Below are 25,009 nucleotides of genomic sequence, written 5' to 3'. Positions count from 1 at the left end.
GGCTGGCAATCGACCTCGAATTATTCCTGGATCACGTCCGCCCCTTTGGGGATGTCGAACTTGAACTTGCTGGCAGCGATCGGCTCGTTGGCCTTAACGTTCATGAACAGGATATTAGTGCGCTGGCCAACGCTGTCGATCAGCTGCATGTCGTTGATCATGCCCTTGCGGAACGACAGGCGCAGCGAGTCGAACAAGGTGTCACGCGTCTTGGGCTTGAGCACGAAATCGATCACGTCACCGGCTTCCTTGGCGCTGATGTCGAAGCTCTGGCTGATCTTGGACACGTCACCGGACAACAGCAGTGCCGGGGTCTGGGTCAGGCGCTGGTCGAGATTCTTGATGGTGACCTGCTCCAGGTCCGGGTCCCACAGCGAGACTTTCTTGCCGTCGGAAACCATCAGCTGTTCCTGGGGCGCATCGGTGTGCCAGTTGAACAGGCCAGGGCGCTGCAGGGCCATCTCACCAGCGGTTTCCTGCAACTGGGTACCGCTGCCATCCAGGGTCAGCTGGGAAAAGCGGGCGGTCAACGTCTGGGACTTTTCCAGCAGTTGCGTCAAGCGCGCCACGTCCTTCTGGTCGGCATGCACCGACAGGCTGGACAGGGCCAGGGCAGAAACCAACAGCATGCGAATCAGGCGCATGGGAATCCTCGTTCTAGGGTAAGGCGCGAGCGTTGCATCAGTCGCGCATCGGGCCCGGCGCGATCACTTCGCGCGAGCCATTGGTATTCATCGGCGTGACCACACCGGCCATTTCCATGGACTCGATCATCCGCGCCGCGCGGTTGTAGCCGATCTTGAGCTTGCGCTGCACCGCCGAGATGGACGCGCGACGGCTTTCGAGGACGAAGTTCACCGCTTCGTCGTAAAGCGCATCGCTCTCGCTGTCGTCACCATCACCGCCACCGCCGCTGTTTTCGAAGCCACTGCCGGCCTCTTCGACGCCGGCCAGGATGTCTTCGTTGTAATCCGGCACGCCCCGCTGCTTCCAGGCCTCGACCACGCGGTGCACTTCTTCGTCGGAAACGAAGGCGCCATGTACGCGAATCGGCAGACTGGTGCCTGGCGGCATGTAGAGCATGTCACCGTGACCCAGCAGTTGTTCGGCGCCACCCTGGTCGATGATGGTCCGCGAGTCGATCTTGCTCGACACCTGGAACGCCATACGGGTCGGAATGTTGGCCTTGATCAGGCCGGTGATGACATCCACCGACGGTCGCTGGGTGGCCAGGATCAGGTGGATACCGGCAGCACGGGCCTTCTGGGCGATCCGCGCGATCAATTCTTCGACCTTCTTGCCGACGATCATCATCATGTCGGCGAATTCGTCCACCACCACCACGATGGTCGGCAGGGTCTTGAGCAACGGCGCCTCGTCGTGAATGCTTTCACGCTTGTACAGCGGGTCACTCAGCGGTTCGCCAGCCTCTTCGGCATCCTTGATCTTGCGGTTGAAGCCCGCCAGGTTGCGCACGCCCATGGCAGCCATGAGCTTGTAGCGCCGCTCCATCTCGGCCACGCTCCAGCGCAGCGCGTTGGCCGCGTCCTTCATGTCGGTGACCACCGGGCACAGCAAATGCGGAATGCCTTCGTAGATCGACAGCTCGAGCATCTTGGGGTCGATCATGATCAGCTTGGCGTCTTCAGGACCCGACTTGAACAGAATCGACAGGATCATCGCGTTCACGCCCACCGACTTACCGGAACCGGTGGTACCGGCTACCAGCAGGTGCGGCATCTTCGCCAGGTCGGTGATGACCGGCTTGCCGCCGATGTCGTGACCCAGGGCCATGGTGACGGGCGACGTGGCCTGATCGTACTGGGGCGAGGACAGCACTTCGGAGAAGCGTACGATCTGCCGGTCTTCGTTGGGAATCTCGATACCCACGGTGGTCTTGCCGGGAATGACTTCGACCACCCGCACGCTCAACACGGCCAGCGAGCGTGCCAGGTCCTTGGCCAGGTTGGAAATCCGGCTGACCTTGACGCCGGCTGCGGGCTGAATCTCGTAGCGGGTGATGACCGGGCCCGGGTGAATGGAATCGACGGTCACTTCCACGCCGAATTCCTTGAGCTTGACCTCCAGCAACTGCCCGACGGCCGCCAGCGACTCAGGCGAGTAGTTGACCTTCTTCTGTTCGGCCGGGTCGAGGATGGAAATCGGCGGCAGCGTACCCTGCACGGCGCTGTCGACGAACAACGACGCCTGTTTCTCCTTCTGCACCCGCGCGCTCTGCTCGGCAGGCTTGGCACTGGATGCGCCGAGGCTGCTTTCTTCGCTCAACGGCTTGATCGGCACCGCAGGTCGCGCAGGCTGGCTCGGCGCGATCTGAGCGGGTGCAGGATTGGTTGCGACCGAGGCGGCCGGCATGATCGGCGCCACGGGACGAGGCTGCGGACTCGGCTGGCTCGACAGCGTCGGTTCCACCGGCAAAGGCCGAGCGGGCTTGGGCTTGGCCAGATCCCGCGGTTCGCTCATCCGCGGCGCGGCGTAGGCTGGCTCGTCCACTTCGCGCAGTTGGGCCACCAGTTGCTTGCGTTCGGCACGCGCCGCCCACCAGCGGGTGACGGAGCCCTGCATGAGTTCGAGCAGATCGAGGGTGATCTTGCCGGTCATGTCCATGACCTTGAACCAGGACAGGTCGGTGAACACCGTCAAACCGAACAGGAACAATGCGATGAACAGCAAGGTGCTGCCCTGGATGTTCAGTGCATTGAGCGCCAGGTTGCCCAGGCTTTCGCCCAGCGCACCCCCAGCTGACGCCGGCAGGCTGCCGGCGGAATGGAAATGAATATGCGCCAGCGCCGCGCCGGAAAGAATCAGGAACACCAGACCGATCAAGCGCCACGAGAACAGCCAGCCGCTCCACTGCCAGGGCTCATGGCGCTGACGGAAGATCTGCCAGGTCTTGACGGCCAGCAACAGCGGGAAGATGTAGGCGAAATAGCCCAGCACCATGAACAGGATATCGGCGGCGAACGCACCGGCGCGGCCGGCGGCGTTCTGCACCTGGTCCATGTTGCTGCTGGTATGACTCCAGCCCGGATCGGTCTGGTCGTAGGTCAACAACGCCATCCACAGATACAGACATAGCGCGCCCATGGCGATCAGGGCGCCTTCCTTGAGGCGGTAGTGCATCTGCTGACGCCAGACAGGCACCGATGCGGGAGCGGATGAGGCAGTGGATTTCTTCAAAACGCTTGATTTCCTGCGCCTGTTGGAGCGCGCAACTGATGAATGACTAAAAACACAGCAAATGGCCAGTATCGGTTGGGAACGGGCCCTGCAAAGATCGCATTGTACGGGTTTGTCGGCAATTCGCGCATCCGCAATATGAGCATCTGCCGCCGTGCGCTTTCGGACACCGTCGTCGAGCCGAATCACCGGTTGATTCGACCGCACATTGCCTTTGCCGACAAGACCTTACGCGCGGATCTTGAAGAACAGTCACGTGGGACTGCAAAAGCACAGAAAAGTTACATGAAAGCTGCCACCCAATCCTGTCCGGCATCGTGCAGGAAGACCGCGCTGCATCGGCGGTGCACGTTGGCGGGCCAGCCGGATCATGGCAGGATGAACCCATCGCCCACCCGTACCACCCTCCCCTGCCGTAGCGAACAACCATGCTGACTTGGCTCAAACGAAACGAATTGGTCTTTCCACCCCTGAGCAAAGCCATGCGCGAGCCCAACGGCCTGCTCGCCGCTGGCGGCGACCTCAGCCCCGAGCGCCTGATCCAGGCCTACCGACACGGCTGCTTCCCCTGGTTCGAGGAAGGCCAACCGATTCTGTGGTGGTCACCCGATCCGCGCACCGTGCTGCTGCCCGCCGAAGTGCACGTTTCCCGCAGCCTGCGCAAAGTCCTGCGCCAGGGCCGTTTCAGGGTCACGTTCGACCGTGACTTCGCGGCAGTGATTGCCGAGTGCGCCGGGCCACGGAACTACACGGACGGGACCTGGATCACCGACGACATGCAACGTGCCTACCTTGCCCTGCACGAGCAGGGTCACGCCCACTCGGTCGAAGTGTGGGACGGCGATGCGCTGGTGGGCGGGCTCTACGGCCTGGCGATGGGCCGGCTGTTCTTCGGCGAGTCGATGTTCAGCCGTGCCGACAATGCCTCGAAGGTCGGTTTCGTGACCTTGGTCGAACACCTGCAGCAAGCCGGGTTCGTGCTGATCGATTGCCAGATGCCGACCGACCATCTGCACAGCCTGGGTGCACGAAGCATTCCCCGCGAGGTATTTGCCGGCTACCTGAGCCAATACCTGGACCAGCCCAACAGCGCGACGTGGCGGCGCTAGGCGAGTTATCCAGCACTGGCATACACTGAACGTACTGGTTTCATTCCGAGGGTTCATCATGACTGAGTTGGCGCGCTTGAAGTTCTATGCCACTCAACCCCATTCGTGCAGCTACCTGCCCGACGAGCAAGCCACGACCTTGTTTCTCGATCCGAGCCAGCCGATGGACGTCAATGTATACGCTGACCTCTCGGAAATGGGTTTCCGCCGCAGCGGCGACCATCTCTACCGGCCGCACTGCCAGCGCTGCAGCGCCTGCGTGCCGGCGCGCATCCCAACAGCGGGTTTCACCCCTTCACGCCAGCAGAAACGCATCCTCAAGCGCAACCCCGACGTGCAGGTGACCTGCGCCACCCCGCGTTTCACCGAAGAATATTTCGATCTGTACCAGCGTTACATCGAGCAGCGTCACGCCGATGGCGACATGTTTCCGCCCAGCCGGGATCAATTCTCGACCTTCCTGGTGCGCGACCTGCCCTTTTCCCGCTTTTACGAATTTCGCCTGCAGGGGAAGCTGGTGGCGGTTGCTGTGACCGACGTACTGCCCAACGGCCTGTCCGCCGTGTACACCTTCTACGAACCGACCGAGGAACGCCGCAGCCTGGGCCGCCTGGCGATTCTCTGGCAGATCGAGGAAGCCCGTCGCTTGAGTCTGGATGCGGTCTATCTGGGGTACTGGATCAAGAACTGTCAGAAGATGAATTACAAGACCCAATATCGCCCGATCGAGCTGCTTATCAACCAGAGATGGGTGACTCTTAACTGAACCCCTTGGCTTGAGCCCCCTTTTTCGGGCACAATGCACGCCGCTTTTGCCTGGCGCAGTTGCACCGGGCCATCAACTGGATACCGAGGGTTTTACTGCATGTCGAAAGAAGACAGCTTCGAAATGGAAGGCACTGTCGTCGACACCCTGCCCAACACCATGTTTCGCGTGGAGTTGGAAAACGGGCACGTCGTAACCGCGCATATCTCCGGCAAGATGCGCAAGAACTACATTCGTATTCTGACCGGTGACAAGGTGCGTGTTGAGCTGACGCCCTATGATTTGAGCAAAGGGCGCATCACCTACCGCGCTCGCTGAACCGAGACACATGAAAACGCCCGGCATTGCCGGGCGTTTTTGTGTGCGCAGGGTTTGGACATTAAAAGCTACGCGGCTTGCGCCGCTGCTACAGGGATCATACAAACCCATGTAGCAGCGGCGCGAGCCGCGTCACACGCTTAGGCCATCTCCGCCGTGGTCTCGAAATCGAAGGTCAGCTCGCCGTCCTTGATGTCGATGTGCACCACGCCGCCGTGCTCGGCCAACTCGCCGAACAGGATTTCTTCCGCCAACGGCCGCTTGATCTTGTCCTGAATCAAGCGCGCCATCGGCCGCGCCCCCATCTGCACGTCGTAGCCACCGGCCGCCAACCAGCCGCGAGCGGCGTCGGTGACTTCCAGTTGCACACGCTTGTCTTCCAGCTGCGCCTGAAGCTCGGTGAGGAACTTGTCGACCACGCTCTTGATGACTTCGTGGCTCAGGCGACCGAACTGGATGATGGTGTCCAGGCGGTTGCGGAACTCGGGCGTGAAACTCTTCTTGATCACTTCCATGGCGTCCGAAGAATGGTCCTGATGGGTAAACCCGATCGAGGCACGTGCAGCGGTTTCGGCACCGGCGTTGGTGGTCATGATGAGGATCACGTTGCGGAAGTCCGCCTTGCGACCGTTGTTGTCGGTCAGGGTCCCGTGGTCCATCACCTGCAGCAGCAGGTTGAAGACCTCAGGGTGAGCCTTCTCGATTTCATCGAGCAACAGCACACAGTGCGGCTGCTTGGTGATGGCCTCGGTCAGCAACCCGCCCTGGTCGAAACCGACGTAGCCGGGCGGCGCACCGATCAGACGCGAAACGGTATGACGCTCCATGTACTCGGACATGTCGAAGCGCACCAACTCCACGCCCAGCGCCTTGGCCAACTGCCGCGCAGCTTCGGTCTTGCCCACACCGGTGGGACCGGCGAACAGGAACGAGCCGACCGGCTTGTCCGGCGCCTTGAGGCCCGCACGGGACAGCTTGATGGCGGTGGCCAGCGAATCGATGGCAGCGTCCTGGCCGAATACGGTGAGCTTGAGGTCACGCTCCAGGTTACGCAGCAGTTCCTTGTCGGAGCTGGTCACGTGCTTTGGCGGAATCCGCGCGATCTTGGCCACGATGTCCTCGACCTGAGGCACTTCGATGCGCTTGACCCGATTAGCCTCTGGTTGCAGACGCTGATAGGCACCGGCTTCGTCGATGACGTCGATGGCCTTGTCGGGCATGTGCCGGTCATTGATGTAGCGCGAAGCCAACTCCGCAGCGGCACGCAACGCCTCGTCGCTGTACTCGATGTTGTGGTGTTGCTCGAAACGCCCCTTGAGGCCGCGCAGGATACCGATGGTGTCTTCCACCGAAGGCTCGGACACATCGACTTTCTGGAAGCGCCGCGCCAGGGCACGGTCCTTCTCGAAGATGCCGCGGAATTCCTGGAACGTGGTCGAACCGATGCAACGGATATCTCCGGAGGACAGCAGCGGCTTGAGCAGGTTGGAGGCGTCCATCACCCCGCCCGACGCCGCGCCCGCACCGATGATGGTGTGGATCTCGTCGATGAACAGGATAGCTTGTGGACGCTTCTTCAGCTCACCGAGCAGCGCCTTGAAGCGCTTCTCGAAATCGCCGCGGTACTTGGTGCCGGCCAGCAACGCACCCAGGTCGAGGGAATACACGACGCTGTTGGCGAGCAGGTCGGGCACCTGACTGTCGACGATGCGCTTGGCCAGGCCCTCGGCGATGGCCGTCTTGCCCACGCCTGCCTCGCCCACCAGCAACGGGTTGTTCTTGCGGCGACGGGCGAGGATCTGCGCAACGCGCTCGACCTCGATCTCGCGCCCTACCAGCGGATCGATGCGACCCTGGCGTGCCAGTTCATTTAGGTTGCTGGCATAGGCGTCCAGCGGGTTGCTCGACGTGGAGGTGTCACCACCTTCCTCATCCTGCATCTCCTGCTCGCCTTCGGAACTGTCGCCGTGGCCCGGCACCTTGGAAATGCCGTGGGCGATGTAGTTGACCACATCGATCCGCGCCACGCTCTGCTGCTTGAGCAGGAACACGGCCTGGCTTTCCTGTTCGCTGAAGATCGCCACCAGCACGTTAGCGCCAGTGACTTCTCGCTTGCCCGAACTTTGCACGTGAAACACGGCGCGCTGCAGCACACGCTGGAAGCCCAGGGTTGGCTGGGTCTCGCGATCCTCGTCATGCACGGGGATCAACGGCGTGGTGGAGTCGATGAACTCCTGCAGGTCGTGTTTGAGTTTGTCGAGATTGGCGCCGCACGCCCGCAAAACGGTGGCGGCTGCCTCGTTGTCCAATAGCGCCAGCAGAAGGTGCTCCACGGTCATGAATTCATGACGCTTGGAGCGCGCTTCCTTGAAGGCAAGATTGAGCGTGACTTCGAGCTCGCGGTTTAACATAGCTTCACCTCATACCCAAGTGGTCGGCGTTAACCGTCCTTCTCGATTTCACAGAGTAGCGGATGCTGGCTTTCCCTGGCGTACTGGTTGACCTGCATGGCCTTTGTTTCGGCGATGTCTCGGGTAAACAATCCGCATACTGCCCGTCCTTCGGTGTGGACGGCCAGCATGACCTTGGTCGCCAGCTCACGATTCAGATTGAAAAAAACCTCGAGGATTTCGACGACGAAATCCATCGGGGTGTAGTCGTCGTTGAATAGAACCACCTTGTACATCGGTGGGGCCTGTAATGCCGGCTTGGATTCCTGAACGGCAATGCCTGCCGAATCGTCCTCGTGCGACTGCGGGCGGTCTTGATTGAAGGTTAGTCGAATCTGACTGAATGCATGCATGGAAAGAAGATTCATCGTTGAGCGAATAGAAGTAGTGGGTTGGACCTTGTGACCGAATTTTGACTCGGCCGCCGCATGACCTTGACTATCGGCAAAACGGTGTTACAAACAGTAGAACCCACATTGGGGAAGAAAGGTCCGCGCAGTCAACCAAATTTTTTCAATCGATTGATTGCGCATGAAGTGGATGATACTCCAGAGCTGGAGTCCTTTGCAGAGGGATATGGGTATGCACAGTGGTAAAGTCAAGTGGTTCAACAATGCCAAGGGCTACGGCTTCATCATCGAGGACGGCAAGGACGAGGATCTTTTCGCCCATTTCTCCGCCATCGGGATGGAAGGCTACAAGACGCTGAAGGCAGGTCAGGCCGTGGTCTTCGACATTATCCAGGGACCCAAGGGTCTGCACGCGGTGAAAATCCAGGCGGCGCAGACAGCAACGTCCGAAGCAGCCACTGCCACGTCCGACAACCAGACCAAGGAGTCCGCAGACGCGTGATGCTCAGGCTGGCACAGTGATCGCGAGCAAGCGTTCCGTGGGCCCATGCCCTGCAACCGGAGCGTTTACTCGCCGTCATTGGACCACCTTCTGGTTCGATGCACACACAGACAGGCCATCCAGACGGATGGCCTGTCTCGTTTCACGCGTTTGGATTTCGAGTGCGCCCCGGCGCCGCAGCTTTGTGCCCCCTACACAGTATTCATCGCCACGACCAGTGGTATACTGCCGCAGTGACCACAGGGTCACCCTGGTCGGACCGGTCCGCTCGTGCGAGTTGTCTTGGGGCCATTCTTGGGGCCGTTTGTTGCCGGTCGACCGCTTGACGCTCTACTGATGCATCCCACATCACCGCGACGAATGCTCGACTTTTCGCCTCATTGATGACAACGAGCGAAAGCGCCTATCCTGCGCATCTCGAGATTCTGTGCACGCTCAGCAAAGAAGAGAGTTAATTCGATTATGCCCACCCGCTCAAAGATCATCTACACCTTCACCGACGAAGCGCCAGCCCTGGCCACCTATTCGCTGCTGCCGATCATCGAAGCCTTCACCGCTTCCTCGGACATCGCCGTCGAGACGCGCGACATCTCCCTGGCAGCGCGCATCCTTTCAAGCTTCCCCGAGCGTCTGCAGGCCGGCAAACCCGTCCCGGACGATCTCGCCGAGCTGGGCACCCTGGCCACCACGCCTGAAGCGAACATCATCAAGCTGCCGAACATCAGTGCTTCGGTACCGCAGCTCAAGGCCGCCATCAAGGAGCTGCAGGATCAGGGCTTCGACCTGCCCGACTACCCGGACACCGCCGAATCCGACGCCGACAAGGACACCCGCGCCCGCTACGACAAGGTCAAGGGCAGCGCCGTGAACCCGGTCCTGCGCGAAGGCAACTCCGACCGCCGCGCCCCGCTGTCGGTCAAGAACTACGCACGCAAGCATCCGCACAAGATGGGTGCCTGGGCGGCCGATTCCAAGTCCCATGTAGCCCACATGAGCAGCGGCGACTTCTACGGCAGCGAAAAAAGCGCCCTGATCGAAGCCGATGGCAGCGTCAAGATCGAGCTGGTCGGCAATGACGGCAGCACCACCGTACTGAAGGAAAAGACCAAGGTGCTGGCCGGCGAGATCATCGACTGCGCCGCGCTGAGCAAGAAGGCCCTGCGCGCCTTCGTCGCCGCCGAGATCGAAGACGCCAAGAAGCAAGGCGTGCTGTTCTCCGTGCACCTCAAGGCCACCATGATGAAGGTCTCCGACCCGATCATGTTCGGCCAGATCGTCGCCGAGTTCTACCAGCAGGCGCTGGACAAGCACGCCGACGTGCTGGAGCAGGTCGGTTTCAACCTGAACAACGGCATTGGCGATCTGTACGCACGCATCAAATCGCTGCCGGCCGAACAGCAGGCGCAGATCGAAGCCGACGTTCAGGCCGTCTATGCCACCCGCCCTGCCCTGGCCATGGTCAACTCCGACAAAGGCATCACCAACCTGCACGTGCCCAGCGACGTCATCGTCGATGCCTCGATGCCGGCCATGATCCGTGACTCGGGCAAGATGTGGAACGCCGACGGCGTGCTGCAGGACACCAAGGCGGTGATCCCGGATCGCTGCTACGCCAGCATCTACCAGGCCGCCATCGAAGACTGCAAGAAGCACGGCGCCTTCGATCCGACCACCATGGGCAGCGTGCCCAACGTCGGTCTGATGGCGCAAAAAGCCGAAGAGTACGGCTCCCACGACAAGACCTTCCAGATCGCCGCCGATGGCGTGGTTCGCGTCAGCGACAGCAACGGCCGCGTGCTCATGGAGCAGAAGGTCGAAGCCGGTGACGTGTTCCGCATGTGCCAGACCAAGGACGCGCCGATCCAGGATTGGGTCAAGCTTGCCGTCAACCGCGCCCGCGCCAGCAGCACCCCCGCCGTGTTCTGGCTCGACCCGGCGCGCGCCCACGACGCCGTGATGATCGAAAAGGTGCAGAAGTACCTCAAGGACCACGACACCAATGGCCTGGACATCCAGATCATGTCGCCGGTCGATGCCATGGCGTTCTCGCTCAAGCGGATTCGCGCAGGGCAGGACACCATCTCCGTCACCGGCAACGTGCTGCGCGACTACCTGACCGACCTGTTCCCGATCATGGAACTGGGCACCAGCGCCAAGATGCTGTCGATCGTGCCGCTGATGAACGGCGGTGGCCTGTTCGAAACCGGCGCTGGCGGTTCGGCCCCCAAGCATGTCCAGCAGTTGGTGGAAGAAAACTTCCTGCGCTGGGATTCGCTGGGTGAGTTCCTGGCCCTGGCCGCTTCGCTGGAGCACCTGGGCAGCACCTACGACAACCCCAAGGCGCTGGTACTGGCCGCAACGCTGGACAAGGCCACCGGCCAGTTCCTCGACAACAACAAGTCGCCATCGCGCAAGGTCGGCAACATCGACAACCGCGGCAGCCACTTCTACCTGGCGCTGTACTGGGCCCAGGCCCTGGCCGAGCAGAACGACGACGCCGCTCTCAAGGCGCAGTTCGCCCCGCTGGCCAAGACTCTGGCCGAGAACGAGGCGAAGATCGTCGCCGAGCTCAACGCCGTTCAGGGCAAGCCGGTGGACATCGGTGGCTACTACCACGCCGATGCCGAGCTGACCCGCAAGGCCATGCGCCCGAGTGAAACCCTGAACGCCGCGATCGCTTCGCTGGTGTAAGGTTTGCCTTGGTAACACCCTCAGCCCCGGCCTAGTGCCGGGGCTGACTTTTTCTGGCATCCGCGATCTCTCGTAGGAGCGGTCATCGGCCGCGAAAAAGGCAACGCGAATTGGCTGATGCACTGCGGTGCCTGTTTCGCGGCCGCGCCCCCCCCCCTCCTACGAGGGCCCCATCAATAGGAGATTCCACCATGACCTGGCAACCCCACATCACCGTCGCCACCATCATCGAGGACGACGGGCGTTTTCTGTTCGTCGAGGAAATGAAAGGCGGACGGCTGGTGCTCAACCAGCCTGCCGGCCATCTGGAACCCGACGAAAATCTGCTGCAGGCTGCGCTGCGCGAAACGCTGGAAGAAACCGCCTGGGACGTCGAACTGACCGGTGTGGTGGGCGTGTACCTGTACACCGCGCCCAGCAACGGCGTGACCTACCAGCGCATCTGCTTCAGTGCACGCCCCTTGCACCTGAACCCCGAGCTCGAACTGGATCCGGACATCAGCGGCACCACCTGGCTGACCCGCGACGAGCTGGCCGCACAGGGCCATCGACTGCGCAGCGAGCTGGTCATGCAATGCCTGGACGACTACCTGAACGGACCGCTGCACAGCCTGGAGCTGATTCGCACCTGAGCGTTTTGCAGCTTACCCTGTTAGAATCGCGTCCTTTTCAGAGACCCCATCGAATCCCTATGCGTGAGCCAGCTCCCCGCCACTGTGCAAAGCAGCGCGTCATCGTCGGCATGTCCGGCGGCGTCGACTCGTCCGTGTCCGCCCTTCTGCTGATGGAGCAGGGTTACCACGTGGAAGGCCTGTTCATGAAGAACTGGGAAGAAGACGACGGAACCGAATACTGCACGGCGCGCGAGGACCTGGCGGACGCCCAGGCCGTCTGCGACAAGCTGGGCATCAAGCTGCACACGGCCAACTTCGCCGCCGAATACTGGGACAACGTCTTCGAGCATTTCCTGGAAGAGTACAAGGCAGGCCGCACGCCGAACCCGGACATCCTGTGCAACCGCGAGATCAAGTTCAAGGCATTCCTGGACTACGCGCTGATGCTGGGTGCCGACCTGATCGCCACCGGTCACTACGTGCGTCGCCGCGACATCGACGGGCAGACCCAACTGCTCAAGGGCCTGGACCCGAACAAGGACCAGAGCTACTTCCTGCATGCCGTGGGTGGCGAGCAGATCGCCCGTACGCTGTTCCCCGTGGGTGAACTGGAAAAGCCGGAAGTGCGCGCGATTGCCGAGATGCACGGCCTGGCGACCGCCAAGAAAAAGGATTCCACCGGCATCTGCTTCATCGGCGAGCGACGCTTCAGCGATTTCCTCAAGCAGTATCTGCCGGCGCAGCCAGGCGAGATCAAAACCACCGACGGCGACGTCATTGGCCGCCACCATGGCTTGATGTACCACACCATCGGCCAGCGCCAGGGCCTGGGCATCGGCGGGCTGAAGGACGCTGGCGACGATCCCTGGTATGTGCTGATCAAGGACCTGGCCAACAACGAACTGATCGTCGGCCAGGGCAACGAACACCCACTGCTGTTCTCCCGCGCCCTGCTCGCCTCGGAAATCTATTGGGTGAACCCAGTGGACCTGACCGAACCGCGGCGCCTGACCGCCAAGGTCCGCTATCGGCAGAGCGACCAGGCCTGCACCCTGGAACAGACCGCCGAAGGCTATCGCGCGGTGTTCGACGAGCCGCAACGGGCGGTCACTCCGGGTCAGTCGGTGGTGTTCTACGACGGCGAAATCTGCCTGGGCGGCGGCGTCATCGAAGTCGCCGAGCCCTGGAGCCAGTCATGAACAACCTGCAGGAACAACTGGTAGCGCTGGGTGCGGTGTTCCAGGCGGCCGTGCTGGTCGACCGGATCGCCAAGACCGGTTCCGCCGCCGAGGCCGAGGTTGCCTGCCTGCTGGGCAGCCTGCTGGTGGTCGATCCGCAGAATACGCTGCAAGTCTACGGTGGTGACGACAGCCATCTGCGCGAAGGCTACGGCGCGCTGTCCAGCGCGCTGGAGCGTGACCCTGGCAGCCTGCAGCGCGAGCCGCTGCGCTATGCGCTGTCGATGCTGGGTCTGGAGCGGCAGTTGGCCAAACGCGACGAGATGCTGGACATCATCGGCAAGCGCATCCCGCAGATCCAGAATCAGGTGGAGCATTTCGGCCAGGGCCATGAGAACGTCATCGCGGCCACCGGCGCGCTCTACCAGGACACCCTGAGCACACTGCGCCAACGCATTCAGGTGCATGGCGATACGCGCCACCTCCAGCAACCCAACAACGCCTCGAAGATTCGCGCGCTGCTGCTGGCCGGCATTCGCTCGGCGCGGCTGTGGCGGCAACTGGGCGGGCATCGCTGGCAGCTGGTGATCAGCCGCCGCAAGTTGCTGCGAGAGCTGTACCCCCTGATGCGCGGATGAACGGCCGAACGGTCGGCCCGCGCCGCCCAACCGGCTTTTTTCATGTATAATTCGCGCCCTTTTCAAAGCCCGACTGTCCGAGAATACCCATGCAGCTTTCTTCGCTCACTGCGGTTTCCCCTGTAGACGGCCGCTACGCCGGCAAAACCCAGGCCCTTCGTACCATCTTCAGCGAGTACGGCCTGATTCGCTTCCGCGCCCTGGTCGAGGTGCGCTGGTTGCAGCGCCTCGCCGCGCATCCGCAAGTCGCCGAAGTACCGGCTTTCTCGGCAGAGGCCAACGCCGTGCTGGACGTGCTGGCCAGTGATTTCGCCCTGGAGCACGCCGAGCGCGTCAAGGAAATCGAGCGCACCACCAACCACGACGTCAAAGCCATCGAGTACCTGCTCAAGGAGCAGGCCGCCAAGTTGCCGGAGCTGGCCAAGGTCAGCGAGTTCATCCACTTCGCCTGCACCAGCGAGGACATCAACAACCTCTCCCACGCCCTGATGCTGCGCGAAGGCCGTGACGACGTCATGCTGCCGCTGATGCGCCAGATCGCCGAGTCCATCCGGGAACTGGCCCACCGCTTCGCCGACGTGCCGATGCTGTCGCGCACCCACGGCCAGCCCGCTTCGCCAACGACCCTGGGCAAGGAACTGGCGAACGTGGTGTACCGCCTCGAGCGCCAGATCGCCCAGGTGGCAGCGGTACCGCTGCTGGGCAAGATCAACGGCGCGGTAGGCAACTACAACGCACACCTTTCGGCCTACCCGCAGATCGACTGGGAAGCCAACGCCCGCGCCTTCATCGAAGACGAGCTGGGCCTGGGCTTCAACCCCTACACCACGCAGATCGAGCCGCACGACTACATCGCCGAGCTGTTCGACGCCATCGCGCGCTTCAACACCATCCTCATCGACTTCGATCGCGACATCTGGGGCTACATCTCCCTGGGCTATTTCAAGCAGCGCACCATCGCTGGCGAAATCGGTTCCTCGACCATGCCGCACAAGGTCAACCCGATCGACTTCGAGAACTCGGAAGGCAACCTGGGCATCGCCAACGCGCTGTTCCAGCACCTGGCGAGCAAGCTGCCGATCTCGCGCTGGCAGCGCGACCTGACCGACTCCACCGTACTGCGCAACCTGGGTGTAGGCTTCGCCCACAGCGTCATCGCGTACGAGGCAAGTCTCAAGGGAATCAGCAAGTTGGAGATCAATACTCAACGCATTGCTGAAGATCTGGACGCGTGCTGGGAAGTGTTGGCCGAGCCGATCCAGACGGTCATGCGCCGCTACGACATCGAGAACCCCTACGAGAAGCTCAAGGAGCTGACTCGCGGCAAGGGCATCAGCCCTGAAGCCCTGCAGACCTTCATCGACGGCCTGGACATGCCCGACCAGGCCAAGGCCGAGCTCAAGCAGTTGACGCCAGCCAATTACATCGGCAATGCGGCCGCTCAGGCCAAACGCGTCTGACACTCGCCACCGACGCTTCGACGCCCGGCTTCGCCGGGCGTTTTTATTCCGGCTATAAAAGCAATATTATTCAGCAGGTTACACATGAAATCTAATACCCCACTTCAAATACTGGGCGGTCTGACTGCCGCTGAATTCCTTCGCGACTACTGGCAGAAAAAACCCCTGCTGGTGCGCCAGGCCTTTACCGATTTCGAAAACCCATTGAGCGCCGACGAGCTGGCCGGCCTGGCGCTGGAAGAAGAAGTCGAGTCGCGGATCGTCATCGAACATGGCGCCCAGCCATGGGAAATGCGTCGCGGCCCGTTCGCTGAAGATGAATTCAGCAAGCTGCCGGAAACCGAATGGACCTTGCTGGTCCAGGCTGTCGACCAGTTCGTGCCGGAAGTGGCCGAACTGCTCGAGCACTTCCGCTTTCTGCCGAGCTGGCGCATCGACGATGTGATGATTAGCTTCGCAGCGCCCGGCGGCGGTGTGGGCCCGCACTTCGACAACTACGATGTGTTCCTGCTGCAAGGCCTGGGCAAGCGCAACTGGAAAGTCGGGCAGATGTGCGACTCCCAGAGCCCGCTGCTCGATCATCCGGATCTGCGCATCCTGGCCGACTTCCAGCAGAGCGAAGAGTGGACGCTGGAGCCGGGCGACATGCTTTACCTGCCGCCGCGCCTGGCCCACTGTGGCGTGGCCGTGGACGACTGCATGACCTATTCGGTAGGTTTCCGCGCCCCGAGCGCAGCCGAAGTGCTGACCCACTTCACCGACTTCCTCAGCCAGTTCCTGCCGGACGAAGAACGCTACAGCGACGCCGATGCCGTGCCTGCGGTCGACCCCCACCAGATTCAGCACGACGCGCTGGACCGCCTCAAGCGCCTGCTGGCCGAGCACATGAGCGACGAGCGCCTGCTGCTGACCTGGTTCGGCCAGTTCATGACCGAACCACGCTACCCGGAGCTGGTGGCAGGTGAAGAAGTGGCCGAAGCCGATCTTCTGGCGGAGCTGGAACAGGGTGCCTTGCTGGTGCGCAACCCGAGCGCGCGCCTGGCCTGGTCGGAAGTCGACGAGGACCTGCTGTTGTTCGCCAGCGGCCAGAGCCGTCTGTTGCCGGGCGAGCTGCGCGATCTGCTGAAGTTGATCTGCGCGGCCGATGCCTTGCACATCGACAACCTGGGGCCGTGGATGAATGACGAGCAGGGTCGCGCGTTGCTTTGCGAGTTGGTGAAACAAGGGAGCCTGGGGTTCGCCATCGATGAATAGCATCGATGTGCGCGTGGCCGACTGGCACAAGGACAACCAAGACATCCGGCGCATTCGCGAGGCGGTGTTCATCGCCGAGCAGTCGATTCCGGCCGAACTCGAGTGGGACGAGGACGATCTGAGCGCGGTGCATTTCCTGGCCGTCGAAGGCGACTACGCGGTAGGTACCGCCCGCTTGCTCGCCGACGGTGAGATCGGGCGAGTCTCGGTGCTCAAGGATTGGCGCGGGCTGCGGGTGGGCGACAAACTGCTGCAAGCGGTCATCGCCCATGCCAATTCGCTGGGTCTGCACGAACAAAAGCTCAGCGCTCAGGTGCACGCCACGGCGTTCTACGAACACCATGGCTTCCGCGTCGTCAGCGGCGAGTTTCTCGAAGCCGGCCTGCCCCATGTGGACATGGTCCGCACGCAGGATTGATCGCGCTGCGATCTGCCCGACAGACCCCAGCGCACCGTTCGCGACCACGGACCGCTTCTACAAGCAAGTATGCGTGAGACTTGTAGGAGCGGTCATCGGCCGCGAACCTACGCTGCGGGCTGTCTGATGCACCGCAGCGCGCCGTTCGCGGCCACGGACCGCTCCTACAAGCAGGAATGCGTGGGACCTGTAGGAACGGTCATCGGCCGCGAACAGGCGCTGCGGGTTGTCTGATGCACCGCGACCGGCCGCTCCAGCGTGCCATACTGGTCCGCACACTCAATGCGGAGATCATGGACATGCCGCTGCACCTTCTGTTCGCCAGCCTGCTGTTGTGCCTCGGCACCGGGGCCAACGCCGCCACACAGGTCATGCCGCTTCACTATCGCACCAGTGCCGACATCCTCCCCATTGCCCAACAGCTGGTGGGACGTGACGGCACCGTCGCGGCCTATGGCAACCAGTTGGTGGTCAACGCCGAACCGGACAAGCTCGACGAACTTACCGCTTTGCTCGAACAGCTGGACAAGCCGGCGCGAAGGCTGCTGATCAGCGTCGACACCAGCGACAGCAATACGGCCAACCAGCGCGGCTATCGGGTCAACGGCGGCGGCACCACGCGCATCATCCAGTACGGCACCGACAACCGCAGCGGTGGCGTGCAGCAAGTACAGGCCAGCGAAGGCAGCCCTGCCCTGATCCAGATCGGCCAAAGCGTCCCGCTGACCACGGCCGGCACCGACGCCTATGGCCGCCTGCAAGCGCAGACCGAATACCGCGAGGTGACTCAAGGCTTCTACGTCACGGCCAGCCTGACCGGCGATGTAGTACACCTCAACATCGCTACAAACAACGACCGCATGAGCCAGGAACGGGCCGACGTGGTCAACGTGCAAAGCACTCAATCCACTCTCAGCGGTCGGCTCGGCGAATGGATCACCGTGGCTGGGATGAACGAACATTCGAGCATCAATCAGCAAGGCATCGCCCGCCAGTACAGCACTCAAGGCCGAAACGACACCACCGTGCGCGTGAAAGTCGACGCGCTGGATTGAGCCGATGGCCCGCCGCCTGCTCCAAAGACATGCGGACGACCAAGGCCCCGAAAACTGACCGCCCAGTCGCTGAATCGAAAGAAATGTAGTGCTTTGTATTTTTCACTACAAAACGTTTGACGTGCAGAAAATCCGTGGGGCATGATGGCCTCGCCCTCACCGAACCGTGCCCCTGCCCACCGGCAGGCGCAGGTTCGGCGAGCGCCGATCAAGTGTTCGGCACACGCAGCGCCTGGCGCAGCACCCCATCATCGAACCTATGCACGAGGTTTATCTCCATGGCACTGACACGCGAACAACAAGAAGCGGCCCTTGCAAAAGACTGGGCTGAAAACCCGCGCTGGAAAGGTGTAACGCGCAACTACTCGCCCGCCGACGTGGTCCGCCTGCGCGGCTCGGTTCAACCCGAGCACACGTTGGCCCGCCTTGGCGCGGAGAAGCTCTGGAACCTGGTGACCCAAGGCGCCAAGCCGTCGTTCCGCCCCGACAAGGACTTCGTCAACTGCATGGGCGCGCTCACCGGCGGCCAGGCGGTGCAGCAGGTCAAGGCCGGCATTCAGGCCATCTACCTGTCGGGCTGGCAGGTGGCGGCCGACAATAACTCCGCCGAATCCATGTACCCCGACCAGTCGCTGTACCCGGTCGACTCGGTGCCGACCGTGGTCAAGCGCATCAACAACTCGTTTCGACGGGCCGACCAGATTCAGTGGAAAGCGGGCAAGAACCCAGGCGACCAGGGCTACATCGACTACTTCGCACCGATCGTGGCCGATGCCGAAGCCGGGTTCGGTGGCGTGCTCAATGCCTATGAACTGATGAAGAGCATGATCGAAGCAGGCGCCGCCGGCGTGCACTTCGAAGATCAGCTGGCTTCGGTGAAAAAATGCGGGCACATGGGCGGCAAGGTGCTGGTGCCGACCCAGGAGGCCGTACAGAAGCTCACCGCCGCGCGCCTGGCTGCAGACGTTGCCGGCGTGCCCACTATTATCCTGGCGCGGACCGATGCCAACGCGGCCGACCTGCTGACCTCGGATTGCGACCCTTACGACCAGCCGTTCGTGACGGGCACCCGCACACCCGAGGGCTTCTACAAGGTGCGTGCCGGTCTGGATCAGGCGATCGCTCGGGGTTTGGCCTACGCGCCCTATGCCGATCTCATCTGGTGCGAAACCGCCAAGCCGGATCTGGACGAGGCACGCCGCTTCGCCGAGGCCATCAAGCGCGAGTACCCGGACCAGTTGCTCTCGTACAACTGCTCGCCGTCCTTCAACTGGAAGAAGAACCTGGATGACGCAACCATCGCCAAATTCCAGCGCGAGCTGTCGGCGATGGGCTACAAGCACCAGTTCATCACCCTGGCCGGGATCCACAACATGTGGCACGGCATGTTCAGCCTGGCCCACGACTACGCGCGCAACGACATGACCGCATACGTGAAGCTGCAGGAGCAAGAGTTCGCCGATGCGGAAAAGGGCTACACCTTCGTGGCACACCAGCAGGAAGTGGGCACCGGCTACTTCGACGACATGACCACCGTGATCCAGGGCGGCGCCTCGTCGGTCACTGCACTCACCGGCTCCACCGAGGAAGAGCAGTTCCACTGACCACCCAGGCAAGCTGCTCCCTCAGGGGAGCAGTTGCCTCCCTGGGTAGCAGATATCCCTGTGGCAGCGGGCTCTGCCCGTGAAAGGATTGTTGCGGTGTCTCTGGCGGACCGTGGTGTGGCTTTCTCGGGTAGAACCCGCTCCCACAAGGGAGGGGGGTGGTTTGGAGCCGCCGTGGCGAAAGCCCGGCGGTTTTTTTTTTGCATGATCGATTGATCTGGCGCAATGCCGACAATCGAATATCCCAGTAAAACACTCAGCGCAGTTAATTATCCCAACTTGAACAACAGCACCAGCCCGCAAATGATATTAATTATCATTAAGATATAAGCACAGTGATGGTAAAAGCCTGTCAGCGTTGAATATTCTTCATAAACCCTACCAAAACCCCAGCATGGGCTACATTGAATAAGCCTATGTGCGTAATGATACGAATTAATTTGCGATCCGAAATTTACTTGCCCGGCTTTTACCCATAAAATCACCGCGATCGATTCTGCTGCGACATATCGTCACTGCGACACTTCATTCATTTCAGCGGCCCAGGCCCCTGCCAAGGAAACCAGCATGCCCGATTCGACAGGACTCATCGCCCACAACTGGGGCTTTGCCATCTTCCTTCTCGGTGTTGCCGGTCTGTGCGCGTTCATGCTCGGGCTCTCCAGCCTGCTGGGCAGCAAAGCCTTCGGACGCAGCAAGAACGAACCCTTCGAATCCGGCATGCTGCCGGTCGGTAGCGCCCGTCTGCGCCTTTCCGCCAAATTCTATCTGGTCGCGATGCTGTTCGTGATCTTCGATATCGAAGCCCTCTTTCTCTTTGCCTGGTCTGTGTCCGTCCGCGAAAGCGGCTGGACCGGATTCGTCGAAGCTCTCGTTTTCATAGCAATTCTGTTGGCAGGTCTTGTCTACCTGTTCCGAGTGGGCGCCCTTGACTGGGCTCCGGAAGCTCGTCGCAAGCGGCAGGCGAAGCTGAAACAATGAGGCTTTGGCAATGCAATACAATCTCACCCGGATCGACCCCGATGCTCCCAACGAGCAGTATCCCATCGGCACCAGGGAAACTGTTTCCGGCCCCCTAGAAGATCAGGTTCACAAGAACATCTTCATGGGCAAACTCGAAGACGTCCTCAGCGGCGCGGTCAACTGGGGTCGCAAGAACTCCCTGTGGCCGTACAACTTCGGTCTCTCGTGCTGCTACGTGGAAATGACCACGGCCTTCACGGCGCCCCACGACATCGCCCGCTTCGGCGCCGAAGTCATCCGGGCCTCGCCGCGTCAGGCCGACTTCATGGTCATCGCCGGCACCTGCTTCATCAAGATGGCGCCGATCATCCAGCGTCTCTACGAGCAGATGCTCGAACCCAAGTGGGTCATTTCCATGGGTTCGTGCGCCAACTCCGGTGGCATGTACGACATCTACTCGGTGGTTCAGGGGGTCGACAAGTTCCTCCCCGTGGACGTCTACGTGCCTGGCTGCCCGCCGCGCCCTGAAGCTTTCCTGCAAGGCCTGATGCTGTTGCAGGAGTCGATTGGCCAAGAGCGTCGCCCGCTGTCCTGGGTCGTCGGTGATCAAGGCGTGTACCGCGCCGAGATGCCGTCGCAGAAGGAACAGCGCCGCGAACAGCGTATCGCGGTAACCAACCTGCGCAGCCCCGACGAAGTCTGATCCAGCGCCTTCCACGCCTGCAGCGGCAGGCGAGAACCCTGGCTTCACACCGTAGTTGACCGATAGCGACCGAGACCATGACAACAGCGGACACCGCTCTGTATATCCCGCCTTACAAGGCTGACGACCAAGACGTGGTCGTCGAACTGAACCAGCGCTTTGGCCCCGAGGCCTTCCTCGCCCAGGAAACCCGCACCGGCATGCCGGTACTGTGGGTGGCCCGCGCCAAGCTGGTCGAGATCCTCACGTTCCTGCGCAACGTGCCCAAGCCCTACAGCATGCTGTACGACCTGCACGGTGTGGACGAGCGCCTGCGCACCCATCGCCGCGCGATCCCCAGCGCCGGCGACTTCACCGTGTTCTACCACCTGCTGTCGGTCGAGCGTAACAGCGACGTCATGCTCAAGGTGGCCTTGAACGAAGGCGATCTGAACCTGCCGACGATCACCGGTATCTGGCCCAACGCCAACTGGTACGAGCGTGAAGTCTGGGACATGTTCGGCATCGACTTCGCCGGCCACCCGCACCTGTCGCGCATCATGATGCCGCCGACCTGGGAAGGCCATCCGCTGCGCAAGGACTACCCGGCGCGCGCGACCGAATTCGACCCCTACAGCCTGACCCTGGCCAAGCAGCAGCTGGAAGAGGAAGCCGCGCGCTTCAAGCCCGAAGACTGGGGCATGAAGCGTTCGGGCACCAACGAGGACTACATGTTCCTCAACCTGGGCCCGAACCACCCTTCGGCGCACGGTGCCTTCCGCATCATCCTGCAACTGGACGGTGAAGAGATCGTCGACTGTGTGCCCGACATCGGCTACCACCACCGTGGCGCCGAGAAAATGGCCGAGCGCCAGTCGTGGCACAGCTTCATCCCCTACACCGACCGCATCGACTACCTGGGCGGGGTGATGAACAACCTGCCCTACGTGCTGGCGGTCGAGAAGCTGGCCGGCATCAAGGTGCCGCAGAAGGTCGACACCATCCGCATCATGATGGCCGAGTTCTTCCGCATCACCAGCCACCTGCTGTTCCTGGGCACCTACATCCAAGACGTCGGCGCCATGACCCCGGTGTTCTTCACCTTCACCGACCGGCAGAAGGCCTACACGGTGATCGAAGCCATCACCGGCTTCCGCCTGCACCCGGCCTGGTACCGCATCGGCGGCGTCGCCCACGACCTGCCGCGCGGCTGGGAAAAGCTGGTCAAGGACTTCATCGAGTGGATGCCCAAGCGCCTCGACGAATACACCAAGGCCGCGCTGCAGAACAGCATCCTCAAGGGCCGCACCATCGGCGTCGCCGCCTATAACACCAAGGAAGCCCTGGAATGGGGCGTCACCGGTGCCGGCCTGCGCTCCACCGGTTGCGATTTCGACCTGCGCAAGGCGCGTCCGTATTCGGGCTACGAGAACTTCGAGTTCGAAGTGCCGCTGGCCCACAACGGCGACGCCTATGACCGCTGCATGGTGCGCGTGGAAGAAATGCGCCAGAGCATCCGGATCATCGAACAGTGCATGCGCAACATGCCCGAAGGCCCGTACAAGGCGGATCACCCGCTGACCACGCCACCGCCCAAGGAGCGCACGCTGCAGCACATCGAAACCTTGATCACGCACTTCCTGCAGGTTTCGTGGGGCCCGGTGATGCCGGCCAACGAATCCTTCCAGATGATCGAAGCGACCAAGGGCATCAACAGCTATTACCTGACGAGCGACGGCGGCACCATGAGCTACCGTACCCGCATACGCACCCCAAGCTACCCGCACCTGCAGCAGATCCCCTCGGTGATCAAAGGCAGCATGGTCGCGGACTTGATCGCGTACCTGGGTAGTATCGACTTCGTTATGGCCGACGTGGACCGCTAAGCATGAACAGCACGCTCATCCAGACAGACCGTTTCGCCTTGAGCGAAACCGAGCGCTCGGCCATCGAGCACGAGCTGCACCACTACGAAGACCCGCGCGCGGCGTCCATCGAAGCCCTCAAGATCGTCCAGAAGGAACGTGGCTGGGTCCCCGACGGCGCGTTGTACGCCATCGGCGAGATCCTGGGCATTCCGGCCAGTGACGTCGAAGGCGTGGCCACCTTCTATAGCCAGATTTTCCGCCAGCCTGTGGGCCGCCACATCATTCGCGTGTGCGACTCGATGGTCTGCTACATCGGTGGCCATGAGTCGGTCGTCAGCGAAATTCAGAGCAAGCTGGGCATCGGCCTGGGCCAGACCACCGCCGACGGCCGCTTCACCCTGCTGCCGGTGTGCTGCCTGGGCAACTGCGACAAGGCCCCGGCGCTGATGATCGACGACGATACCTTTGGCGATGTCCAGCCCGCTGGCGTGGCCCAACTGCTGGAGGGCTACGTATGAAGCTCACCTCGTTCGGCCCGGCCAATACCATTGCCCGCGCCGCTGAAACCCATCCGCTGACCTGGCGCCTGCGCGACGACGGCGAGCCGATCTGGCTCGACGAGTATCAGGCCAAGGACGGCTACGCCGCCGCCCGCAAGGCGTTCGCCGACATGTCGCAGGACGACATCGTGCAGACGGTGAAGGATTCGGGCCTCAAGGGCCGCGGCGGTGCGGGCTTCCCCACCGGCGTCAAATGGGGCCTGATGCCCAAAGACGAATCCATGAACATCCGCTACCTGCTGTGCAACGCGGATGAGATGGAACCCAACACCTGGAAAGACCGCATGCTCATGGAGCAGCAGCCTCATCTGCTGATCGAAGGCATGCTGATCTCCGCTCGTGCGCTGAAAGCCTATCGCGGCTACATCTTCCTGCGTGGCGAGTACACGACCGCCGCCAAGCACCTGAACCGCGCGGTGCAGGAAGCCAAGGCCGCCGGCCTGCTGGGCAAGAACATCCTGGGGTCGGGTTTCGACTTCGAGCTGTTCGTGCACACCGGCGCAGGGCGTTACATCTGCGGTGAAGAAACCGCCCTGATCAACTCCCTGGAAGGTCGCCGCGCCAACCCGCGCTCCAAGCCGCCCTTCCCTGCCGCCGTCGGCGTGTGGGGCAAGCCGACCTGTGTCAACAACGTCGAAACCCTGTGCAACGTGCCGGCCATCGTCGGCAACGGCATCGACTGGTACAAGTCTTTGGCCCGTGAAGGCAGTGAAGACCACGGCACCAAGCTGATGGGCTTCTCCGGCAAGGTCAAGAACCCCGGCCTGTGGGAGCTGCCGTTCGGCATCACCGCCCGCGAGCTGTTCGAAGACTACGCCGGTGGCATGCGCGACGGCTTCACCCTCAAGTGCTGGCAGCCCGGCGGCGCCGGTACCGGTTTCCTGTTGCCCGAGCACCTGGATGCGCAGATGTACGCCGGCGGCATCGGCAAGGTCGGCACCCGGATGGGTACGGGCCTGGCCATGGCCGTGGACGACAGCGTCAATATGGTCTCGCTGCTGCGCAACATGGAAGAGTTCTTCGCCCGCGAGTCCTGTGGCTTCTGCACCCCTTGCCGCGACGGCTTGCCGTGGAGCGTCAAGCTGCTGCGCGCCATCGAGACCGGCAACGGCCAGCCGGGGGACATCGAAACCCTGCTGGGCCTGGTCGGTTTCCTCGGCCCCGGCAAGACCTTCTGTGCCCACGCGCCCGGTGCCGTGGAGCCCTTGGGCAGCGCGATCAAATATTTCCGTGCCGAGTTCGAGGCGGGCATCAAGCCCGTCACGCCAGGCAGCCTGACCCAGGTGGCCACCCCCACCATGGCCGGCGCCTGATTCGATGCACGCCCGGCG

22 protein-coding genes are annotated in these 25,009 nt (G+C 62.0%); 18 read left to right on the top strand and 4 right to left on the bottom strand.

The window, feature by feature from the left end; genetic code table 11:
- Nucleotides 1-20 precede the first annotated feature (20 nt).
- Both lolA and AC788_RS07925 read right to left on the bottom strand, forming a co-directional pair.
- Entirely contained in the window at nt 21-644 is a 624-nt protein-coding gene (gene lolA, locus AC788_RS07930) for an outer membrane lipoprotein chaperone LolA (RefSeq protein ID WP_049860108.1), read from the bottom strand.
- A gap of 37 nt (nt 645-681) precedes the next feature.
- Complete coding sequence (locus AC788_RS07925; RefSeq protein WP_082223614.1) at nt 682-3,198, bottom strand: DNA translocase FtsK; 2,517 nt, start codon at nt 3,196-3,198, stop codon at nt 682-684.
- A 428-nt stretch (nt 3,199-3,626) separates the two neighbouring features.
- Between AC788_RS07925 and aat the strand changes: the two genes are divergently transcribed.
- From aat to infA, 3 genes are all read left to right on the top strand, one after another.
- Nucleotides 3,627-4,307: a leucyl/phenylalanyl-tRNA--protein transferase gene (gene aat, locus AC788_RS07920; RefSeq protein WP_049860106.1), complete on the top strand. Its 681-nt coding sequence runs from the start codon at nt 3,627-3,629 to the stop codon at nt 4,305-4,307.
- A 58-nt stretch (nt 4,308-4,365) separates the two neighbouring features.
- A complete protein-coding gene (locus tag AC788_RS07915) occupies nt 4,366-5,073 on the top strand; it encodes an arginyltransferase (protein WP_049860105.1) in 708 nt (235 codons plus the stop codon).
- Nucleotides 5,074-5,172: 99 nt separating this feature from the next.
- The gene (infA, locus tag AC788_RS07910) at nt 5,173-5,391 is read left to right on the top strand and encodes a translation initiation factor IF-1 (protein ID WP_002553999.1); all 219 of its coding nucleotides are present in this window, start codon (nt 5,173-5,175) and stop codon (nt 5,389-5,391) included.
- A 140-nt stretch (nt 5,392-5,531) separates the two neighbouring features.
- Here infA and clpA read toward each other — a convergent pair whose 3' ends face one another.
- Both clpA and clpS read right to left on the bottom strand, forming a co-directional pair.
- Entirely contained in the window at nt 5,532-7,802 is a 2,271-nt protein-coding gene (gene clpA, locus AC788_RS07905) for an ATP-dependent Clp protease ATP-binding subunit ClpA (RefSeq protein ID WP_049860104.1), read from the bottom strand.
- Between the two features lie 29 nt (nt 7,803-7,831).
- Nucleotides 7,832-8,194, bottom strand: coding sequence for an ATP-dependent Clp protease adapter ClpS (clpS, locus tag AC788_RS07900; RefSeq protein ID WP_043190060.1), 363 nt, complete (start codon nt 8,192-8,194; stop codon nt 7,832-7,834).
- A 229-nt stretch (nt 8,195-8,423) separates the two neighbouring features.
- Between clpS and cspD the strand changes: the two genes are divergently transcribed.
- The 15 genes from cspD (at nt 8,424) to nuoF (ending at nt 24,991) form a co-directional block, all read left to right on the top strand.
- Nucleotides 8,424-8,693 (top strand): cold shock domain-containing protein CspD, encoded by a 270-nt coding sequence (gene cspD / locus AC788_RS21970; RefSeq protein ID WP_049860221.1) that lies wholly within the window; start codon nt 8,424-8,426, stop codon nt 8,691-8,693.
- Between the two features lie 462 nt (nt 8,694-9,155).
- Nucleotides 9,156-11,384 (top strand): NADP-dependent isocitrate dehydrogenase, encoded by a 2,229-nt coding sequence (locus AC788_RS07890; RefSeq protein WP_049860103.1) that lies wholly within the window; start codon nt 9,156-9,158, stop codon nt 11,382-11,384.
- Nucleotides 11,385-11,575: 191 nt separating this feature from the next.
- The gene (locus AC788_RS07885) at nt 11,576-12,016 is read left to right on the top strand and encodes an NUDIX hydrolase (RefSeq protein ID WP_049860102.1); all 441 of its coding nucleotides are present in this window, start codon (nt 11,576-11,578) and stop codon (nt 12,014-12,016) included.
- Between the two features lie 59 nt (nt 12,017-12,075).
- On the top strand, nt 12,076-13,197 hold the full coding sequence (gene mnmA, locus AC788_RS07880; RefSeq protein WP_049860101.1) for a tRNA 2-thiouridine(34) synthase MnmA: 1,122 nt from the start codon (nt 12,076-12,078) through the stop codon (nt 13,195-13,197).
- Nucleotides 13,194-13,814: a high frequency lysogenization protein HflD gene (gene hflD / locus AC788_RS07875; RefSeq protein WP_049860100.1), complete on the top strand. Its 621-nt coding sequence runs from the start codon at nt 13,194-13,196 to the stop codon at nt 13,812-13,814. Before mnmA ends, hflD begins: the two co-directional genes overlap by 4 nt.
- Before the next feature lie 89 nt (nt 13,815-13,903).
- Nucleotides 13,904-15,274, top strand: a complete 1,371-nt coding sequence (gene purB, locus AC788_RS07870) for an adenylosuccinate lyase (RefSeq protein WP_049860099.1) — start codon at nt 13,904-13,906, stop codon at nt 15,272-15,274.
- An 84-nt stretch (nt 15,275-15,358) separates the two neighbouring features.
- A complete protein-coding gene (locus AC788_RS07865) occupies nt 15,359-16,528 on the top strand; it encodes a ribosomal protein uL16 3-hydroxylase (protein WP_049860098.1) in 1,170 nt (389 codons plus the stop codon).
- Nucleotides 16,521-16,946, top strand: coding sequence for a GNAT family N-acetyltransferase (locus AC788_RS07860; RefSeq protein ID WP_049860097.1), 426 nt, complete (start codon nt 16,521-16,523; stop codon nt 16,944-16,946). Before AC788_RS07865 ends, AC788_RS07860 begins: the two co-directional genes overlap by 8 nt.
- Before the next feature lie 299 nt (nt 16,947-17,245).
- Nucleotides 17,246-18,001 carry a secretin N-terminal domain-containing protein gene (locus AC788_RS07855; RefSeq protein ID WP_049860220.1) on the top strand — a complete coding sequence of 252 codons (756 nt, stop codon included), beginning with the start codon at nt 17,246-17,248 and terminating at the stop codon, nt 17,999-18,001.
- Between the two features lie 278 nt (nt 18,002-18,279).
- Nucleotides 18,280-19,605, top strand: coding sequence for an isocitrate lyase (gene aceA / locus AC788_RS07850; RefSeq protein ID WP_049860096.1), 1,326 nt, complete (start codon nt 18,280-18,282; stop codon nt 19,603-19,605).
- A 567-nt stretch (nt 19,606-20,172) separates the two neighbouring features.
- On the top strand, nt 20,173-20,586 hold the full coding sequence (locus tag AC788_RS07845) for an NADH-quinone oxidoreductase subunit A (protein WP_043190089.1): 414 nt from the start codon (nt 20,173-20,175) through the stop codon (nt 20,584-20,586).
- Between the two features lie 10 nt (nt 20,587-20,596).
- Nucleotides 20,597-21,271, top strand: a complete 675-nt coding sequence (locus AC788_RS07840; protein ID WP_049860095.1) for a NuoB/complex I 20 kDa subunit family protein — start codon at nt 20,597-20,599, stop codon at nt 21,269-21,271.
- 77 nt (nt 21,272-21,348) lie between these two features.
- Nucleotides 21,349-23,136: an NADH-quinone oxidoreductase subunit C/D gene (gene nuoC / locus AC788_RS07835; protein WP_049860094.1), complete on the top strand. Its 1,788-nt coding sequence runs from the start codon at nt 21,349-21,351 to the stop codon at nt 23,134-23,136.
- 2 nt (nt 23,137-23,138) lie between these two features.
- Nucleotides 23,139-23,636 carry an NADH-quinone oxidoreductase subunit NuoE gene (gene nuoE / locus AC788_RS07830; protein ID WP_049860093.1) on the top strand — a complete coding sequence of 166 codons (498 nt, stop codon included), beginning with the start codon at nt 23,139-23,141 and terminating at the stop codon, nt 23,634-23,636.
- Nucleotides 23,633-24,991: an NADH-quinone oxidoreductase subunit NuoF gene (nuoF, locus tag AC788_RS07825; RefSeq protein ID WP_049860092.1), complete on the top strand. Its 1,359-nt coding sequence runs from the start codon at nt 23,633-23,635 to the stop codon at nt 24,989-24,991. Before nuoE ends, nuoF begins: the two co-directional genes overlap by 4 nt.
- Nucleotides 24,992-25,009 lie beyond the last annotated feature (18 nt).

Origin of the sequence: Pseudomonas sp. RIT-PI-a (genome assembly GCF_001187875.1) — a bacterium.
GTDB classification, from domain to species: domain Bacteria; phylum Pseudomonadota; class Gammaproteobacteria; order Pseudomonadales; family Pseudomonadaceae; genus Aquipseudomonas; species Aquipseudomonas coleopterorum.
This window is presented reverse-complemented; position numbering and strand designations above follow the sequence as displayed.

Coding starts and splice junctions, on each gene's coding strand:
- lolA (WP_049860108.1), bottom strand. CDS start 644: ATGCGCCTGATTCGCATGCTGTTGGTTTCTGCCCTGGCCCTGTCCAGC.
- aat (WP_049860106.1), top strand. CDS start 3,627: ATGCTGACTTGGCTCAAACGAAACGAATTGGTCTTTCCACCCCTGAGC.
- AC788_RS07915 (WP_049860105.1), top strand. CDS start 4,366: ATGACTGAGTTGGCGCGCTTGAAGTTCTATGCCACTCAACCCCATTCG.
- infA (WP_002553999.1), top strand. CDS start 5,173: ATGTCGAAAGAAGACAGCTTCGAAATGGAAGGCACTGTCGTCGACACC.
- clpA (WP_049860104.1), bottom strand. CDS start 7,802: ATGTTAAACCGCGAGCTCGAAGTCACGCTCAATCTTGCCTTCAAGGAA.
- clpS (WP_043190060.1), bottom strand. CDS start 8,194: ATGCATGCATTCAGTCAGATTCGACTAACCTTCAATCAAGACCGCCCG.
- cspD (WP_049860221.1), top strand. CDS start 8,424: ATGCACAGTGGTAAAGTCAAGTGGTTCAACAATGCCAAGGGCTACGGC.
- AC788_RS07890 (WP_049860103.1), top strand. CDS start 9,156: ATGCCCACCCGCTCAAAGATCATCTACACCTTCACCGACGAAGCGCCA.
- AC788_RS07885 (WP_049860102.1), top strand. CDS start 11,576: ATGACCTGGCAACCCCACATCACCGTCGCCACCATCATCGAGGACGAC.
- mnmA (WP_049860101.1), top strand. CDS start 12,076: ATGCGTGAGCCAGCTCCCCGCCACTGTGCAAAGCAGCGCGTCATCGTC.
- hflD (WP_049860100.1), top strand. CDS start 13,194: ATGAACAACCTGCAGGAACAACTGGTAGCGCTGGGTGCGGTGTTCCAG.
- purB (WP_049860099.1), top strand. CDS start 13,904: ATGCAGCTTTCTTCGCTCACTGCGGTTTCCCCTGTAGACGGCCGCTAC.
- AC788_RS07865 (WP_049860098.1), top strand. CDS start 15,359: ATGAAATCTAATACCCCACTTCAAATACTGGGCGGTCTGACTGCCGCT.
- AC788_RS07860 (WP_049860097.1), top strand. CDS start 16,521: ATGAATAGCATCGATGTGCGCGTGGCCGACTGGCACAAGGACAACCAA.
- AC788_RS07855 (WP_049860220.1), top strand. CDS start 17,246: ATGCCGCTGCACCTTCTGTTCGCCAGCCTGCTGTTGTGCCTCGGCACC.
- aceA (WP_049860096.1), top strand. CDS start 18,280: ATGGCACTGACACGCGAACAACAAGAAGCGGCCCTTGCAAAAGACTGG.
- AC788_RS07845 (WP_043190089.1), top strand. CDS start 20,173: ATGCCCGATTCGACAGGACTCATCGCCCACAACTGGGGCTTTGCCATC.
- AC788_RS07840 (WP_049860095.1), top strand. CDS start 20,597: ATGCAATACAATCTCACCCGGATCGACCCCGATGCTCCCAACGAGCAG.
- nuoC (WP_049860094.1), top strand. CDS start 21,349: ATGACAACAGCGGACACCGCTCTGTATATCCCGCCTTACAAGGCTGAC.
- nuoE (WP_049860093.1), top strand. CDS start 23,139: ATGAACAGCACGCTCATCCAGACAGACCGTTTCGCCTTGAGCGAAACC.
- nuoF (WP_049860092.1), top strand. CDS start 23,633: ATGAAGCTCACCTCGTTCGGCCCGGCCAATACCATTGCCCGCGCCGCT.